The 15,200-nt window shown below is 70.9% G+C and carries 17 protein-coding genes and 3 tRNA genes; 14 read left to right on the top strand and 6 right to left on the bottom strand.

All coding sequences use genetic code 11. The annotated features are described in order from the left end of the window. Positions 1–11 precede the first annotated feature (11 nt). Positions 12–578 (top strand): SMI1/KNR4 family protein, encoded by a 567-nt coding sequence (locus tag AAFF41_RS27980; RefSeq protein ID WP_319750106.1) that lies wholly within the window; start codon positions 12–14, stop codon positions 576–578. A gap of 77 nt (positions 579–655) precedes the next feature. Here AAFF41_RS27980 and AAFF41_RS27985 read toward each other — a convergent pair whose 3' ends face one another. Then, complete coding sequence (locus AAFF41_RS27985) at positions 656–1,900, bottom strand: APC family permease (protein ID WP_319750107.1); 1,245 nt, start codon at positions 1,898–1,900, stop codon at positions 656–658. Positions 1,901–2,071: 171 nt separating this feature from the next. On the opposite strand from AAFF41_RS27985, the gene AAFF41_RS27990 reads away from it, so the two are divergent. Continuing rightward, the gene (locus AAFF41_RS27990) at positions 2,072–2,338 is read left to right on the top strand and encodes a GlsB/YeaQ/YmgE family stress response membrane protein (RefSeq protein ID WP_319750108.1); all 267 of its coding nucleotides are present in this window, start codon (positions 2,072–2,074) and stop codon (positions 2,336–2,338) included. Positions 2,339–2,468: 130 nt separating this feature from the next. Here AAFF41_RS27990 and AAFF41_RS27995 read toward each other — a convergent pair whose 3' ends face one another. After that, entirely contained in the window at positions 2,469–2,957 is a 489-nt protein-coding gene (locus AAFF41_RS27995; protein WP_054228329.1) for a YajQ family cyclic di-GMP-binding protein, read from the bottom strand. A 202-nt stretch (positions 2,958–3,159) separates the two neighbouring features. Between AAFF41_RS27995 and AAFF41_RS28000 the strand changes: the two genes are divergently transcribed. Both AAFF41_RS28000 and AAFF41_RS28005 read left to right on the top strand, forming a co-directional pair. Further along, positions 3,160–3,241 (top strand) — tRNA-Tyr (locus tag AAFF41_RS28000). A gap of 534 nt (positions 3,242–3,775) precedes the next feature. After that, complete coding sequence (locus AAFF41_RS28005) at positions 3,776–3,988, top strand: hypothetical protein (protein ID WP_060901523.1); 213 nt, start codon at positions 3,776–3,778, stop codon at positions 3,986–3,988. Between the two features lie 33 nt (positions 3,989–4,021). Here AAFF41_RS28005 and AAFF41_RS28010 read toward each other — a convergent pair whose 3' ends face one another. Together AAFF41_RS28010 and AAFF41_RS28015 are read right to left on the bottom strand one after the other, a co-directional pair. After that, complete coding sequence (locus AAFF41_RS28010; protein WP_319750109.1) at positions 4,022–4,678, bottom strand: SDR family oxidoreductase; 657 nt, start codon at positions 4,676–4,678, stop codon at positions 4,022–4,024. A gap of 196 nt (positions 4,679–4,874) precedes the next feature. Then, positions 4,875–6,125, bottom strand: a complete 1,251-nt coding sequence (locus tag AAFF41_RS28015; RefSeq protein WP_319750110.1) for an amidohydrolase family protein — start codon at positions 6,123–6,125, stop codon at positions 4,875–4,877. Between the two features lie 572 nt (positions 6,126–6,697). Between AAFF41_RS28015 and AAFF41_RS28020 the strand changes: the two genes are divergently transcribed. From AAFF41_RS28020 to AAFF41_RS28055, 8 genes are all read left to right on the top strand, one after another. Beyond that, positions 6,698–6,770 (top strand) — tRNA-Thr (locus AAFF41_RS28020). A 46-nt stretch (positions 6,771–6,816) separates the two neighbouring features. After that, positions 6,817–6,889, top strand: a tRNA-Met gene (locus tag AAFF41_RS28025). A gap of 87 nt (positions 6,890–6,976) precedes the next feature. Next, on the top strand, positions 6,977–7,141 hold the full coding sequence (gene rpmG / locus AAFF41_RS28030) for a 50S ribosomal protein L33 (RefSeq protein WP_004571794.1): 165 nt from the start codon (positions 6,977–6,979) through the stop codon (positions 7,139–7,141). Between the two features lie 165 nt (positions 7,142–7,306). Continuing rightward, complete coding sequence (locus tag AAFF41_RS28035) at positions 7,307–7,759, top strand: MaoC family dehydratase N-terminal domain-containing protein (protein WP_060899260.1); 453 nt, start codon at positions 7,307–7,309, stop codon at positions 7,757–7,759. 2 nt (positions 7,760–7,761) lie between these two features. Beyond that, positions 7,762–8,190 carry a MaoC family dehydratase gene (locus AAFF41_RS28040; RefSeq protein ID WP_060899259.1) on the top strand — a complete coding sequence of 143 codons (429 nt, stop codon included), beginning with the start codon at positions 7,762–7,764 and terminating at the stop codon, positions 8,188–8,190. A gap of 413 nt (positions 8,191–8,603) precedes the next feature. Then, positions 8,604–9,173: a TetR/AcrR family transcriptional regulator gene (locus AAFF41_RS28045; RefSeq protein ID WP_343324800.1), complete on the top strand. Its 570-nt coding sequence runs from the start codon at positions 8,604–8,606 to the stop codon at positions 9,171–9,173. A gap of 103 nt (positions 9,174–9,276) precedes the next feature. Then, positions 9,277–10,746: a DHA2 family efflux MFS transporter permease subunit gene (locus AAFF41_RS28050; RefSeq protein ID WP_319750113.1), complete on the top strand. Its 1,470-nt coding sequence runs from the start codon at positions 9,277–9,279 to the stop codon at positions 10,744–10,746. Between the two features lie 248 nt (positions 10,747–10,994). Next, positions 10,995–12,050 (top strand): UDP-N-acetylmuramate dehydrogenase, encoded by a 1,056-nt coding sequence (locus tag AAFF41_RS28055; RefSeq protein ID WP_319750114.1) that lies wholly within the window; start codon positions 10,995–10,997, stop codon positions 12,048–12,050. 14 nt (positions 12,051–12,064) lie between these two features. Here the strand turns inward: AAFF41_RS28055 and AAFF41_RS28060 are convergent, their stop codons facing one another. Next, positions 12,065–12,697 carry an NAD(P)-dependent oxidoreductase gene (locus tag AAFF41_RS28060; RefSeq protein WP_343324801.1) on the bottom strand — a complete coding sequence of 211 codons (633 nt, stop codon included), beginning with the start codon at positions 12,695–12,697 and terminating at the stop codon, positions 12,065–12,067. A gap of 125 nt (positions 12,698–12,822) precedes the next feature. On the opposite strand from AAFF41_RS28060, the gene AAFF41_RS28065 reads away from it, so the two are divergent. Together AAFF41_RS28065 and AAFF41_RS28070 are read left to right on the top strand one after the other, a co-directional pair. Then, on the top strand, positions 12,823–13,434 hold the full coding sequence (locus AAFF41_RS28065) for a TetR/AcrR family transcriptional regulator (protein WP_343324802.1): 612 nt from the start codon (positions 12,823–12,825) through the stop codon (positions 13,432–13,434). 51 nt (positions 13,435–13,485) lie between these two features. After that, the gene (locus AAFF41_RS28070) at positions 13,486–14,205 is read left to right on the top strand and encodes a hypothetical protein (RefSeq protein WP_343324803.1); all 720 of its coding nucleotides are present in this window, start codon (positions 13,486–13,488) and stop codon (positions 14,203–14,205) included. Here AAFF41_RS28070 and AAFF41_RS28075 read toward each other — a convergent pair. Next, on the bottom strand, positions 14,150–15,190 hold the full coding sequence (locus AAFF41_RS28075) for an adenosine deaminase (RefSeq protein ID WP_319750118.1): 1,041 nt from the start codon (positions 15,188–15,190) through the stop codon (positions 14,150–14,152). The genes AAFF41_RS28070 and AAFF41_RS28075 overlap by 56 nt on opposite strands. Between the last annotated feature and the right edge of the window lie 10 nt (positions 15,191–15,200).

The following is a 15,200-nucleotide window of genomic DNA, read 5'->3' on the forward strand; positions in this document are numbered from 1 at the left end:
ATCATGAAGTCATGACCGAAATCGAGCAGTTGCTGGCGCGGGTCGGTACGGAGGCCCGCAACACCCGCCCGTGGGGCTGGCCTTCGCTCCCCGAGCCCGTGGACGCGGCGACGGTCGCCCGCGCCGAAGCCGTCCTGGGCTTTACCCTGCCGCCACTGCTCGCCGCGCTCTACCTGCAGATAGGTGACGGCGGCTTTGGTCCGGAGTACGGCCTGTTGCCGCTGCTCGATGGCTCCCCGTCAGGCGAGCCCGCCGCCGTCCCGCAGTACCTCGCCCACCGGGAGAGCGGCCGCCAGGATCCCGACTGGCCCTGGCCCGAGGGCGTCCTGCCGATATCCCACTGGGGCTGCGGGATGTACGCGTGCGTGGACTGCCGCACTCCCCGGGGCACGGTCCTGCTCTTCGAGCCGAACGCCGACGAGGCCGACCACGCCTGGTACGTGGACGCACCCGACCTAGAGGCGTGGCTGGACACCTGGCTGGAGGGCTCCGGCTGGTACGAGGAGTCCAACGACGACGCGGACTTGGCCCCCTGGCCCGACTTCCGCATACGCACGGCGGCGGCACAGGCCTCGTAGCGACCTGCCCGCCACCGACGCCCCGCCGAGCTACCGCGGGGCCACCCGCCCCGTCACGCCGTACGCCATCCACCCCGTCACGCCGTACGCCGCCATCCCCTCACGCCGTACGCCGCCACCCCCACACCCAGCACAGCCGCGCCCACGACCACCGAAAGCGCCGGCAGCGCGAACGCCAGGGTCACGCACCCGACGAGTCCCACCACCGGCACCAGCCGCGCCGCCGGAGCGGAACTCAGGGTCCACGCCGACGCGTTGGCCACGGCGTAGTACGCCAGTACACCGAAGGAGGAGAACCCGATCGCGCCCCGCACGTCCACCGTCGCGGCCAGCGCGGCGACCACCGCGCCCACGGCCAGCTCCGCCCGGTGCGGCACCTGGAAACGCGGATGCACCTCGGCCAGGGCGCCCGGCAGATGACCGTCGCGGGCCATGGCCAGCGTCGTCCGTGAGACGCCCAGGATCAGGGCGAGGAGCGAGCCGAGCGCGGCCACGGCAGCACCCACCCGTACCACCGGCACGAGCCCTGGCACACCGGCCGTCCGCACCGCGTCGGCCAGCGGCGCCGAGGCACGCCCGAGCCCCTCCGGCCCCAGCACCGAAAGGACCGCCACGGCGACCGCCGCGTACACCACGAGTGCGACACCCAGAGCCGTCGGGATCGCGCGCGGAATGGTGCGCGCCGGATCCCGTACCTCCTCACCGAGCGTCGCGATCCGTGCGTATCCGGCGAACGCGAAGAACAGCAGCCCCGCCGCCTGAAGCACCCCGCCCGCGCCACCGGAGACCCCGACGTCCAGCCGGCCGGCGTCGGAGGCGTCCGATCCGAGACACACGACCACCACGGAAGCGAGGACCGCGAGGACCACCGAAACGATCACCCGGGTCAGCCGGGCGGATTTGTGCATGCCGCCGTAGTTCACCGCGGTGAGGGCGACCACGGCCCCGACTGCCACCGCGTGCGCCTGCCCCGGCCAGACGTACGCGCCCACGGTGAGCGCCATCGCCGCGCAGGATGCCGTCTTCCCGACGATGAACGACCAGCCCGCCAGATACCCCCAGAAGGCGCCGAGACGCTCACGCCCGTACACATAGGTCCCACCGGAGGCGGGATACAGAGCGGCCAGCCGTGCCGAGGACATCGCGTTGCAGTACGCGACCACGGCCGCGACGGCGAGCCCGAGGAGCAGACCGGACCCGGCCGCCCGTGCGGCGGGGCCCAACGCCGCGAAGATCCCGGCACCCACCATCGATCCGAGCCCGATGACCACGGCGTCCCCGACGCCCAGGGTGCGCCGCAACTCTGATCCGGACTGTGTCATGGGCGGCACCCTACTGATCGCTGCAACCGACCGCCGCCGCCGAGGCGTCCTTCCCGATAACGCGCCACGAACATCAGCACGACCGCCGGCTGCTCGAACTCGAAGGCATGAGACAGCAGGTCCGGAGCAGGATCACAGCACAGGCGCAGCGCGGAGAGGCAGGTTCAGGGCATGGGCATCATCAGCTGGATCATTCTGGGACTGTTGGCCGGAGCCATCGCCAAATTCCTGCTGCCGGGCCGTGACCCGGGCGGCTTCATCGGAACGACCGTCATCGGCATCGCGGGCGCCTTCATCGGCGGCTGGATCTCCTCGCGCTGGCTGGACCACCCGATCGCCAAGCAGTTCTACGACGGCGCCACGTGGGCCGCCGCGATCGGCGGCTCGCTCGTCCTGCTCATCCTCTACCGCATCCTGTTCGGCGACTCGCGCCGTTGAGGGCGCGCCCCGAGGCCGCAGCCAGCAGGCGAGAAGGGTGGGCACCCCCGGGGGCCCACCCTTCCTCGTACGCGAAACTTTCCTCGTACGTCCAAAGAACCACCGGCCGAAGCCGGTGGACGGCCGATGGCTACCGGTAGTTCACGAACTGCAGCGCGAAGTCGAAGTCCTTGCCCTTGAGCAGTGCCTGCACGGCCTGCAGGTCGTCACGGCTCTTCGAGCTGACACGCAGCTCGTCGCCCTGCACCTGCGCCTTCACGCCCTTCGGGCCCTCGTCGCGAATGATCTTCGCCACCTTCTTCGCGTTGTCCTGGGAGATGCCCTCCTCGATGGACGCGAAGATCTTGTACTCCTTGCCGGACAGCTGGGGCTCGCCCGCGTCCAGGGCCTTCAGCGAGATGCCGCGCTTGACCAGCTTGGTCTCGAACACGTCGAGGACGGCCTTGACCCGCTCCTCGGAGTTCGCCTCCATCAGGATCTTCTCGCCGGACCAGGAGATGGAGGCGCCCACGTTCTTGAAGTCGTAGCGCTGCGAGATCTCCTTGGCGGCCTGGTTGAGGGCGTTGTCGACCTCCTGCCGCTCGACCTTCGAGACGATGTCGAAACTGGAGTCGGCCATGTCCTGTGGCTCCTTGTATCGGGGTGCGTAGGGGCGGCCGTCGAGCCCGGCGTAGGTCCCCGGCCGCATCCGCATAAGCCTAGCCACCCCCTCCCCTCCAAGCGCAGATCAATCGGGTGGCGAAGCACCCCCGAGCATCAGGTATCGTTTACGTCGTTGCCAGGGAGCACCGCCGAAAAGCGGTCCTCGGGGCAGCAACCCCGGCGGTGTGCCCGAGCGGCCAAAGGGAGCAGACTGTAAATCTGCCGGCTCAGCCTTCCCAGGTTCGAATCCTGGCGCCGCCACACGGGAACAAAGGCCCCGTGACCTGCCCTCTACGCAGGTCACGGGGTCTTTGTCATGTGCTCTGGCGAGAGACGTCCTGTCTCGCGCTGTCTTGTATTCGAACGCCCTGTCTCGGGGTGCGTGGAAGGGCCGTGGGCGGGCTTTCCGGCTCGCTGGATGGACTTCTCCAGACGGGCGGAGATCTTGGCGTTGGCGGCATCGTCGCCGTCGCGTGCGGGCGGTCGCCGGCGGTCTGAACGCCGTGGCGCCGATCGACGCGCTGGCGGTGGGTCTTGATGCGGTCTCCGGGATGCTCACCGTTCAACGCGACTGGCTGCGAGTGTTGGATCGCGGGGACGAGGAATGCGCGGTGTCGCGGTCGATGCGGGAATCACTGGACGAACTCAAGGCCGTGTCCGCAGGCCGCCAGGTGTGCTGCCCTGAAGAGTTGTTGACGCGAGGGACGGTGTGCGGGGGCGGAATCGGTGGATGGCGACCGGGGCTGGGGTCGGGTGCTGTCGGTGCGGCTGCTGCCGGCCGGGCAGACTGATCTCATGTCGTCGCGTCGTAGGAACTGCCCCGAGTGCCGTCGGGAGATCGCCGTCGTCGCGGGACGGTTCGCCCGGCATGATCCGCCTGGAGCCCGGGGGAGCGGGGAGCTGGTCTCGTGTCCTGGGTCGCGTCGGCCGGCGCAGCTGGGGGCGGCCCAGCCGACGCTGGACGGGTACTCCGTGCCCGACTTTCCCGGGCAGCTTCCGTTGTTCTGAGCGGATCGGCGAATGGCCTGGTCCGATCGGTGTCTAGTTCCCCGCGACCGATTTGACCGCCACCGAAATCGGCGTCGAGCCGCTGATCAACTCCAGGGTCAGCCCGGCCGTCGCGGGAGTCTCCACCAGCTCCGCCAGGACCGCGGCGACGTCGTCCCGCGGGACCGTTCCGGGGCCCGTCGAGGCCTCCAGACGTACGAGACCGGTGCCGGCGTCGTTGATCAGCGATCCGGGGCGCAGGATCGTCCACTCCAGGGACGTACGACCGCGTATGTACTCGTCGGCCTCGCCCTTGGCGCGCAGATACAGGTCGAAGACGTCGTCGCCCGGGTGCGCCGGGTCCGCGCCCATGGACGACACGACGACATGGCGCCGTACGCCCGCTCGTTCCGCGGCGTCGGCGAACAGGACGGCGGCGCCCCTGTCCACCGTCGCCTTGCGGGCCGGACCGCTGCCCGGGCCCGCGCCCGCCGCGAAGACGGCCGCGTCCGCGCCCTGCAGATGGGCGGCGACCTGCTCCACCGAAGCCGACTCCAGATCGCAGAGGACCGGCTCGGCACCGGCCGCCCGCAGATCGTCGCCCTGCTCGGCGCGGCGGATGATCCCCGCGACCTCGTCACCGCGCGCGGCGAGCAGTCGCTCCAGCCGCAGCGCGATCTGACCATGACCTCCAGCGATGACAATGCGCATGTTTCCGACCGTACGCCCGGATGGACCCGTTCGCCGCACGACCCTGGGGACGACTCAGGGGTGTCTTGAGTTGTCCCCAGGGGCGCGCGGCGGTGGAGGCCGTCGTGCCCTCGGCCCGCGTGGTGAACAGGGGGCGCTCGGGCGGTTGTTGCGGCCGTGCGCGCACAACGCGCGGGGTGGTGGACGGCGGTTGTGGCTAGGAAGGCTCTCCGCGTCCCTGTCGTGGCAGGTCCAGGCCCGCCACCGCCGCCGAGTTGCAGTACTCCCGCACCGCGCTGGTCCGTGCCACCACGCGCCCCCGATGCACCACGATCCGGCTGTACGCGAGCGACAGCGCCCCTGCCAGCCGGTTCCCGCGCACCGCGAGCAACTCGGCAGGGAAACCCGCTTCCACGCGCACCTCGGGCAGTCCGAGGGCGGCTCGCGCGCCGGAGCTCACGGCGTCGTACGCGTCCTCGGGGCGCAGACCGTGCCGTGAGGCCAGCAGGTAGGCGGCCTCCAGGGGGTCGCCGCGGCCCACCGGGTTCGACACGTCGCGGAGGGCGCCGCTGCCCGCGGCGATCCGTACCCCGGCCGCCCGCAGCATCCGCACCGGAGCCGTTCCGCGCCGGTCCACGCCCCCGCAGCCGCCCTGCGGCAGGCACACCACGCTCACGCCCGCCGCGGCGAGTTGGTCGGCCGCCCGGGAGGCCACCTCGGACGGCAGTCGGCCGAGGCCGCCGCACGGGCCGAGCGTCACGCCGGACCGCAGGCCGCCCGCCATCGCCGCGAGCCGGGCGAGCCGGGCGGGATCGGCGGCGTCCGTGTGCAGGTCGACCGGGCAGCCGTGTTCCGAGGCGAGTTCCAGGACCGCCTCCACGTACCCCGCCGGGTCCGGGTCGGCGTCCGGGCAGCCGCCCACCACCGAAGCGCCCATCTTCACGGCGTCCTGCAGTATCGCGAGCCCGTCGGCACCGGCGACCCCGGTGAGCACCCGCGGCATCGCCACCGTCGTCAGCTCGGCCAGCCCGCGCAGCGCCCGCCGCGCCTGGAGCACCGCCGCCAGCGCGTCGAGACCCTGCACGTCGCCGACGCGCACGTGCGAGCGCAACGCCGTCGCCCCGTGCCCGAGTTGCAGCAACGAGGCCTCGGTGGCCCGGCGCTGGACCTCCTGGGTGTCGTACGAGAGGGGCCCGTCGCCCTCGGCGGTCAGTGCCGTGTCGCCGTGGGCGTGGGGCTCGGCGGGGGCCGGCAGGAGCAGGTAGCCGTCGAGGTCCACCTTCGAGGCGCGCGAGCCGGAGGAGGGTGTCGCCAGGCTTCCTGCGGTGCCGACCGCCTCGATGCGCCCGCCGCCCAGCCGCACGTCCACAGTCCGGCCGTCGGTGAGCCGCGCTCCGCGCAGCAGCAGGGTGGCGGTGTCGGTCTGTCCCGACGAGGAGTGGGGTGGCTGCGGCTGACTGTCGGGCATCGCGCTCCTGGGGCTCGGGGGCGGCTGCGGGGAGGGGCGACTGGGGGAGGTGGGGCGCTTCGGTTGAGGGGGGCGACTGGAGAGGTGGGCGCTTCGGTGGTGGGGGTGCGGGGTGATGGTGGGTGGCCGGGTGGTGGGTGGTGTGGGGTGGCTGGGTGGTGGAGGAGTGGGAGGTGGCCGGGCGGAAGGGGCGAGGTCGTGGGTGGTGAGGGGCAAGATCACGCAGCGTGAGTCGAGCCTAGGGTGGCGAACCCTCCTCGTCCGGGAGGAGCGCAATAGTCGTACCGGTGTGGTCCGTGCACGGACAGAAAGTGGGAGACGAGAGCCGGACACGCGAGTCGGGACGGCCGGACGGAGTCGCTGGTCGGCCGGGCGGAGAGGCGGGGACCGGGGGAGTCGACCGGGCTGTGTTCCCGTGATCCGTGGGGCGGGAGCGGCCGGAGTCGCGGCCGTGACGCACCGTTCGTGAGGGGCCGGAGTCGCGGCGGCGAACGGCCGGGAACAGGCCGGGGCGGGTGCCGCGAAACGGATTTGGGCGATCGGCGGGCGAGCGTGTAATGTCTTCATCGCTCGCCCCAATAGCTCAGTCGGTAGAGCGTCTCCATGGTAAGGAGAAGGTCTACGGTTCGATTCCGTATTGGGGCTCTGGTGTGAGGGGTTCCCGTCGCAAGGCGGGGACCAATCGCATCACAGCGGTGTAGCTCAGTCGGTAGAGCAAGCGGCTCATAATCGCTGTGTCACCGGTTCAAGTCCGGTCACCGCTACAGACAGTAGCCGATTGTGGGGTCGGTCCTTCGATCGGCTACTCTTCTATGCGTTAATGTCCCATCCGTTCGTCAAGGAGCACTCCTGTGGCTGCCACCGACGTCCGCCCGAAGATCACGCTGGCCTGCGTGGAGTGCAAGGAGCGGAACTACATCACCAAGAAGAACCGGCGTAACGACCCGGACCGACTGGAGATGAAGAAGCACTGCCCGCGTTGCAACGCGCACACCGCGCACCGCGAAACGCGATAAATCAGGCTCGTACACGAGGCCGTCCCCAGCAACGGGGGCGGCCTCGCGTCGTTCACCGGCCGAGTGCCGACGTGCGAGTGGTCGTCGAGCAGTCGCCGACAGTTCTCGTACGGGCATCGGTCCGAGAATCGCTGCACCGGCTGAAAACCAGGAGGTACCGAGCCCATGGCGCTCGACCAGTCCTTCGTGGGGCGGTCCTACCCGCCCACCGACCCCTATGAGGTCGGTCGGGAGAAGATCCGCGAGTTCGCGGAGGCCGTGGGGGACACCAACCCGGCGTACACGGACCCGGAGGCCGCCAAGGCACTCGGGTACTCCGATGTGATCGCCCCGCCGACCTTTGTGTTCGCGATCACCTTCAAGGCCGCGGGGCAGGTCGTCCAGGACCCCCAACTGGGTCTCGACTACAGCCGCGTGGTGCATGGTGACCAGAAGTTCGCCTACACCCGTCCGGTGCGCGCGGGTGACCGGCTCACGGTCACCTCGACCATCGAGGCGATCAAGTCCATGGCGGGCAACGACATCGTGGACATCCGTGGTGAGGTCCATGACGAGGCGGGCGAGCACGTGGTGACGGCCGTCACCAAGCTCGTGGCACGTGCGGCGGAGGAGGGCTGACCATGACGGCGAAGATCGCGTATGACGACGTCGAGGTCGGTGCCGAGCTGCCGGCCCGGACCTTCCCCGTGACGCGCGCCACACTCGTGCAGTACGCGGGCGCCTCCGGGGACTTCAACCCCATCCACTGGAACGAGAAGTTCGCGGTCGAGGTCGGTCTCCCCGACGTCATCGCGCACGGCATGTTCACCATGGCCGAGGCGATCCGTGTCGTCACCGACTGGGCCGGTGACCCGGGTGCGGTCGTGGAGTACGGCGTCCGCTTCACCAAGCCCGTCGTCGTCCCCAACGACGACAAGGGAGCGACCATCGAGGTCAGCGGCAAGGTCGCGGCCAAGCTGGACGACAACACCGTCCGCGTCGACCTCACCGCGATGAGTGCGGGGCAGAAGGTCCTGGGCATGTCGCGAGCGGTCGTTCGACTGGCCTGATGGCCGTCATGAGGGGCGATGGGTAGGAGCGGGTAAGGGGCGTCGGCCGTGGTCGGCGCCCCTTACGTGTGTCTGGTCGTGGCCGGCTCCGCCTGGTCGTGCCTGGTCGTACCCGGTTCGCCCGTTCGTGGTCCGGTTGTCTGTGGGTGTCCGTGATCCGTCGTCCGCGGTCCGGCTGTCCGGCGGGGGTGGGGCGGGGTCGTGCCGGTACGTCGGGCCCGTCGCCGTTGGGTCAGACGTGGGCCGGGCAAGGGAGCCGCTGCTCGATCCGAACGTGAGCGACGGGCTTGCGACGTACCGGCACGCCCCCTTCCGTGCGTGCGCGGCTGCCGGTCGTGGGGGCGTGCGTGTCCTTCGAAGCCGCTCCCGTCCACCACTTGACTTAGTTAGTGATTGGGCACTAACTTAGCCGCATGGTCAGGATGAGCGCAGACGAGAGGCGCGAGAGCGTCATCCGTGCGGCGATCGCGGAGTTCGCCCGGGGTGGTTACTACGGCACGTCCACCGAGGCGATCGCCAAGCGTGTCGGTGTCTCGCAGCCGTATCTCTTCCGGCTCTTCCCCGACAAGCGGGCAATGTTCCTCGCGGCGGCCCAGCGCTGCATGGAGGACACCATCCGCGCCTTCGAGGAAGCCGCCAAGGGGCTGGAGGGGGAAGGTGCCCTGCACGCCATGGCGAACGCGTACACGAAGAGCATCGCGGAGCACCCGGAGCAACTGCTGATGCAGATGCAGATGTACGTCGCGACCGCTGCCGCTGAGCAGGCCGGTGATCGCGAGCTCGGTGAGGCCGTACGGACCGGCTGGATGCGGCTGTGGGAGACCGCCCACCTGTCGCTGGGCGCCGATCCGAACGAGACGACGGGCTTCATGGCGTACGGGATGCTCATCAACTGCCTGGTGGCCATGGGTTTTCCGCCCGAGCACAGGGTCTGGGAAGGGCTCTATCCGTCGGCGCGGCTCAGTGGCCGGCTGGAGAAGTAGGCACGGAAGCGGGTGGGGGAGGCGGGTGGAAGCGCCTTTTTCTGGCCGCAAAAGTTAGTCAGCAATAACTAATTATAGGGAACGATCGCCCTTAGGGGGAGCGATGTCACAGCAGACCGCACGTCGCGGGGGAGCCACCTGGGCCCTCATCATCACCAGCGTCGCCGGATTCATGGCGGCACTCGACAATCTCGTCGTCACCACCGCACTGCCCTCCATCCGCAGGGATCTCGGCGGAGCGCTGGACGACCTGGAATGGACCGTGAGCGCCTACACGCTCACCTTCGCCGTCCTGCTGATGTTCGGTGCGGCGCTCGGCGACCGGTTCGGCCGTCGTCGGCTCTTCCTCGTCGGTCTCTCCGTCTTCACCGGCGCCTCGGCGGCCGCTGCCATGGCGCCCGGCCTCGACTCGCTGATCGCCGCCCGCGCGGTTCAGGGCGTCGGCGCGGCGATCATGATGCCGCTCACGCTCACCCTGCTGACGGCCGCGGTGCCGGCCGCCAAGCGCGGCATGGCGTACGGGATCTGGGGTGCGGTGAACGGACTCGCGGTCGCCTCCGGGCCCCTCATCGGCGGCAGTCTCACCGAACACGTCTCCTGGCACTGGATCTTCTGGCTGAACGTTCCGCTGGGCCTCGCCCTGCTGCCCCTCGCCCGACTGCGGCTGGCCGAGTCCCACGGCACCGGCGCCCCGCTCGACATCACTGGCACCCTGCTCGTCAGCGGCGGTCTGTTCGGGATCGTGTACGGCCTGGTCCGCGGGCCCGCCGAGGGCTGGACCAGCCTGGTCGTCCTGACCGGCCTGCTCGCCGGCGCCGCGCTGCTCACCGGCTTCGTCGTCCACGGCATCCGCGCCAAGAACCCGATGCTGCCGATGCGGCTCTTCCGCTCCCGGGCCTTCGCCGGGATCAACGCCGCGAGCCTGCTGATGTTCCTCGGGATGTTCGGCTCGATCTTCCTGCTCAGCCAGTACATGCAGGGCGTCCTCGGCTACTCGCCCACCCAGGCCGGCCTGCGGATGCTGCCCTGGACCGGGATGCCGATGCTCGTCGCGCCGATCGCCGGGTACCTCTCCGACCGCGTCGGCGGGCGTCCCGTGGTCGCCACCGGGCTCTTCCTGCAGGCCGCAGGGCTCGCGTACTACGCCTCCGTGGTCGCCGCCCACGCCTCGTACGCCGCCCAGCTGCCCGCCCTGATCGTCAGCGGCATCGGAATGTCCCTGTACTTCGCCCCGGCCTCCAACCTGGTCATGTCCAGCGTCCGTCCGCAGGAGCAGGGCATCGCCTCGGGCGCCAACAACGCGCTGCGTGAGGTGGGCGGCGCGCTCGGCATCGCGGTGATGTCCTCGATCTTCTCCGCGCAGGGCGGCTACGGGACCGCGCAGACCTTCGTGGACGGTCTGCGGCCGGCGCTCGTGGTGGGCTCGGCGGTGGTCGCCCTGGCGGGCGTCGCGGCGCTGCTCATCCCGACGGCGCGGCGTGCGGCTCAGACTCAGACCCGGGTCGTCGCCCCCGAGTCGCCCCAGCGGCAGGATCTGGCCCAGGCGCCGGTTCTGGAAACCGCCTCACGCTGAGGCAAGGGGAAACCGCCTCACGCTGAGGCAAGCGGAAACCGCCTCACGCTGAGGCAAAGGGAAACCGCCTCAGACTGAGGCGCAGGAGACGCCTCACGCCGAGGCCGGATAAACCGCCTCGCGGTGAGTGGAAGGGCAACCGCTCGTCGTAGAGGGTCCAGGATCCAAACCCTTGATTGGTCCATCCCGTGCGGACACAGAAGCGGCCCCGCCTCGACCGGCGGGGCCCTTCTCGTACTCTTGAGCCCGTGCAGGAACTCCACGACGCCCCCCTCGCCCCGCTGACCACCTTCCGGCTGGGGGGTCCCGCGACCCGGCTGATCACCGCCGCGACCGACGACGAGGTGATCGCCGCCGTTCGAGAGGCCGACGAGACCGGTACGCCGTTGCTGATCATCGGCGGCGGATCGAACCTGGTCATCGGCGACAAGGGCTTCGCCGGGACCGCCCTGCGCATCGCGACCACCGGCTTCGCCCTCGACGGTACGAGGCTGGAGGTGGCGGCGGGCGAGGTGTGGACCGACGCGGTCGCCCGCACCGTCGAGGCCGGGCTCGCCGGCGTCGAGTGCCTCGCCGGGATCCCCGGCTCCGCCGGCGCGACCCCGATCCAGAACGTGGGCGCATACGGCCAGGAAGTGTCGTCCACCATCACCGAAGTGATCGCGTACGACCGCAGGGCGCGCGAGACGGTCACCCTGGCCAACGCCGACTGCGCCTTCTCGTACCGCCACAGCCGCTTCAAGGCCGACCCCGAGCGGTACGTCGTGCTGCGCGTCAGGTTCGAGCTGGAGGACGCGGACGGGCTGTCGGCGCCGATCAAGTACGCCGAGACGGCACGCTCCCTCGGGGTCGAGCCCGGCGACAGGGTGCCGCTCGCCACCGCCCGCGAGACCGTCCTGAAGCTGCGCTCCGGCAAGGGCATGGTGCTCGACCCCGAGGACCACGACACCTGGTCGGCCGGGTCGTTCTTCACCAACCCGATCCTCACGGACGAGGAGTTCACCGCGTTCCACGCGCGCGTGGCGGAGCGGCTGGGCACCGAGGTCGTGCCGCCCGCGTACCCGGCGGGCGACGGCCACACCAAGACCTCCGCGGCCTGGCTGATCGACAAGTCCGGCTTCACCAAGGGCTACGGCTCCGGACCCGCCCGGATCTCGACCAAGCACACGCTGGCCCTCACCAACCGGGGCCGGGCCACCACCGAGGACCTCCTCGCGCTGGCCCGCGAGGTCGTCGCCGGCGTCCACGACGCCTTCGGGATCACCCTCGTCAACGAGCCGGTGACGGTGGGTGTGGAGCTCTAGGTGGAACTCCAGCTCTAGTAGGCGACTCCGACGCCCTGCTTCACCGTCCCGGGGTCGTTGATCATCGCCAGCATCGCGTGCGCCACGTCGGCGCGCCCGATGAACCGGCCCTTGAGCGGGAAGCCTCCGACGACCGTCCGGTACGAGCCGGTCACCGGCTTGTTCTGCAGGCGCGGCGGGCGCACGACCGTCCAGTCGGTCGCGCTCCGGGTCAGTTCGCCCTCCATGTCCGCCAGGTCGGCGTAGACGTCCTTCAGGATCAGCGAGACCAGGCCCCGCGCGGCGCGGTCGGCGAACGCCGCGCCCTCGGGGTCGGGACCGACCGGCCCCGCGCTCACCACCAGCAGCCGGCGCACCCCCTCGGCCTCCATGGCGCCCAGCACCGTACGGGTCAGCCGGGTCGCTGTCCCGGCGTCCTTGCGGCTGCGGGCGCCGAGCCCGGAGAGGACGGCGTCCCGGCCCGCGACCGCGGGGCGCAGCGCCTGCGGGTCCGTGAGGTCCGCGCGGAACACCTCCAGGCCCGTACCCGTGACGGTCAGCCGCGCCGGGTCCCTTACGACGGCCGTGACCTGGTGGCCGGAGTCCAGCGCCTGCCGGACGATCTCCTGGCCGATGCCGCCGGTGGCCCCGAAGACGGTGAGTTCCATGACGTGATCCCCCTGGACGGATCGAGTGGGTGAGTATTCACTCACCTCTGCTTGCTCCTAGAGTGGGTAAGCACTCACCCACTCGTCAAGGCCGAACAGGGCTGACCATGGAATCCTTGGGGCCCATGCAGCAGAAACCGGCCCGGATCCGCATCCTCGACGCGGCGCACGAGCTCATGCTCACCATCGGCCTGGCCCGCGCCACGACCAAGGAGATCGCCAAGGCCGCGGGCTGCTCGGAGGCAGCGCTCTACAAGTACTTCCCGAGCAAGGAGGAACTGTTCGTCAACGTGCTCAAGGAACGCCTGCCCCAGCTGTCGCCGCTGCTGGCCGGCCTCGCGGCCGAGCCGGGCCGGGGCTCCCTTCTGGAGAACCTCACCGGGATCGCCCGCCAGGCGGCCCTCTTCTATGAGCAGAGTTTTCCGATCGCCGCCTCCTTGTACGCGGAGACGCAGCTCAAGCGCCGGCACGAGGAGTCGATGCGCTCCATGGGGTCGGGCCCCCACATGCCCATCCGGGGTCTCGACGCCTATCTCCGCGCCGAACAGGACGCGGGCCGGGTCCGCGCCGGGGTCGACACCTACGCGGCCGCCTCGCTCCTGCTGGGCGCCTGCGCCCAGCGCGCCTTCGCCTACGACTCCACGGAGGAGGGCAAGCCGCCGCCCGTGGACGAGTTCGCCCTGTCGATCGCCCGCACGCTGCTGGGCGGAATCTCCGTTGCGGACGGAACCTCGTGACGGTCACCCTGGCCCGATGAGACAAGCCCCCACGGCCGTGCGACGCTCCCTGTGCGGCTGAGCGTCACGGAGTTCACGCCGCGCGTCGGCCCCCGGGCCCACCGGGTCGTCCAGCCGCGTCCGCCGCTGCGGCACACCACGCTCAGTGACCCCTTCGAAGGCTGGGGCTACCTCGTGGGCGACCACGACGGACTCGCCCGCCTCGCCGCGCTCTTCTCGTTCGCCGCCTTCTCCCGGCACACGATCGTGTACGTCCCGCTGCGGCGGAGCATCCCCAGGGCCTACGCGCCCGGGGCGCCGGTCGACCTCGTCCTCGCCCACCGGTCGCCGGGCCTGCGGGCCTCCGCCTGGCCCGAACTGCGCCGTCGGCTGCGTGCGGGCACCCCGCTCACCGTGCGCACGAACGAGGAGCGCACCACCGCCCACGCGGCCGCCTGGGAGGCGCGCCGGGAGCAGCGCTGGGACCGCCTCGACGCGCGGGACCGGATCCGTCCGGCCGTGCACGCGGGGACTCTCTTCCTCCTCGGGGCCCGCGACACCTTCGCCTCGGCGGCCACGCACCTGGAGGCGGCGGCCGGGTTCGGGCCGCGTGGGAAGCGGGCCCCCGAGGGGCAGGACGTGCTCGTCGCCTCCCTCACCCCGCACCTGCCGCCGTCCCGAGGCCGTCACGTCGAGCTGGACATCGGCTTCCAGGCGTATCCGCCCTACACCCACTTCAGGCGACCGGGGCGGCCAGCCAGTCGTCGATGCCCGACAGCAGCTTCTCCTTGACGTCCTTGGGAGCCGCCGTGGCCCGCACCGACTGGCGTGCGAGCTCGGCCAGTTCCGCGTCCGTGAAGCCGTGGTGATGGCGTGCCAACTCATACTGGGCGGCCAGCCGGGAGCCGAACAGCAGGGGGTCGTCGGCGCCGAGGGCCATCGGGACGCCTGCTTCGAAGAGGGTGCGCAGGGGGACGTCCTCGGCCTTCTCGTAGACCCCAAGGGCGACGTTCGACGCCGGGCACACCTCGCAGGTGATGCCGCGGTCCGCGAGCCGCTTCAACAGCCGGGGGTCCTCGGCGGCGCGCACACCGTGCCCGATCCGGGTGGCGTGCAGGTCGTCCAGGCAGTCGCGGACCGACGCCGGGCCGGTCAGCTCGCCGCCGTGCGGCGCGGACAGCAGACCGCCGTCCCGCGCGATCGCGAAGGCCCGGTCGAAGTCCCGCGCCATGCCCCGCCGCTCGTCGTTGGAGAGCCCGAAGCCGACGACGCCGCGGTCCGCGTAGCGCACGGCGAGCCGGGCCAGGGTGCGGGCGTCCAGCGGGTGCTTCATGCGGTTCGCGGCCACCAGGACGCGCATCCCGAGCCCGGTCTCCCGCACGGCCGAGTCCACCGCGTCCAGGATGATCTCCAGGGCCGGGATGAGCCCGCCCAGCCGGGGCGCGTACGAGGTCGGGTCGACCTGGATCTCCAGCCAGCCGGAGCCGTCCCTCAGGTCCTCCTCGGCGGCCTCGCGCACCAGCCGCTTGATGTCCTCGGGCTCTCTGAGGCAGGACCGCGCCGCGTCGTACAGCCGCTGGAAGCGGAACCAGCCGCGCTCGTCGGTCGCCCGCAGGCTGGGCGGTTCGCCGCTGGTCAGGGCCTCGGTGAGGGTTTCGGGCAGCCGGACGCCGTACTTGTCGGCCAGCTCCAGCACGGTGGTGGGCCGCATCGAACCGGTGAAGTGCAGGTGCAGATGGGCTTTCGGCAGTTCAGAGAGATCACGTACGCGCTCCATTCCAGGATCC

Origin of the sequence: Streptomyces mirabilis, assembly GCF_039503195.1 — a bacterium.
Lineage (GTDB): Bacteria > Actinomycetota > Actinomycetes > Streptomycetales > Streptomycetaceae > Streptomyces > Streptomyces mirabilis_D.

Bases quoted from the DNA above. Each gene is read 5' to 3' on its own strand.
- AAFF41_RS28015 (WP_319750110.1), bottom strand. From the start codon at position 6,125: ATGCCCGACAGTCAGCCGCAGCCACCCCACTCCTCGTCGGGACAGACC.
- AAFF41_RS27990 (WP_319750108.1), top strand. From the start codon at position 2,072: ATGGGCATCATCAGCTGGATCATTCTGGGACTGTTGGCCGGAGCCATC.
- AAFF41_RS28075 (WP_319750118.1), bottom strand. From the start codon at position 15,190: ATGGAGCGCGTACGTGATCTCTCTGAACTGCCGAAAGCCCATCTGCAC.
- AAFF41_RS28060 (WP_343324801.1), bottom strand. From the start codon at position 12,697: ATGGAACTCACCGTCTTCGGGGCCACCGGCGGCATCGGCCAGGAGATC.
- AAFF41_RS28005 (WP_060901523.1), top strand. From the start codon at position 3,776: ATGTCGTCGCGTCGTAGGAACTGCCCCGAGTGCCGTCGGGAGATCGCC.
- AAFF41_RS28050 (WP_319750113.1), top strand. From the start codon at position 9,277: ATGTCACAGCAGACCGCACGTCGCGGGGGAGCCACCTGGGCCCTCATC.
- AAFF41_RS28040 (WP_060899259.1), top strand. From the start codon at position 7,762: ATGACGGCGAAGATCGCGTATGACGACGTCGAGGTCGGTGCCGAGCTG.
- AAFF41_RS28045 (WP_343324800.1), top strand. From the start codon at position 8,604: ATGGTCAGGATGAGCGCAGACGAGAGGCGCGAGAGCGTCATCCGTGCG.
- AAFF41_RS28010 (WP_319750109.1), bottom strand. From the start codon at position 4,678: ATGCGCATTGTCATCGCTGGAGGTCATGGTCAGATCGCGCTGCGGCTG.
- AAFF41_RS27980 (WP_319750106.1), top strand. From the start codon at position 12: ATGACCGAAATCGAGCAGTTGCTGGCGCGGGTCGGTACGGAGGCCCGC.
- AAFF41_RS28065 (WP_343324802.1), top strand. From the start codon at position 12,823: ATGCAGCAGAAACCGGCCCGGATCCGCATCCTCGACGCGGCGCACGAG.
- AAFF41_RS28035 (WP_060899260.1), top strand. From the start codon at position 7,307: ATGGCGCTCGACCAGTCCTTCGTGGGGCGGTCCTACCCGCCCACCGAC.
- AAFF41_RS27985 (WP_319750107.1), bottom strand. From the start codon at position 1,900: ATGACACAGTCCGGATCAGAGTTGCGGCGCACCCTGGGCGTCGGGGAC.
- AAFF41_RS27995 (WP_054228329.1), bottom strand. From the start codon at position 2,957: ATGGCCGACTCCAGTTTCGACATCGTCTCGAAGGTCGAGCGGCAGGAG.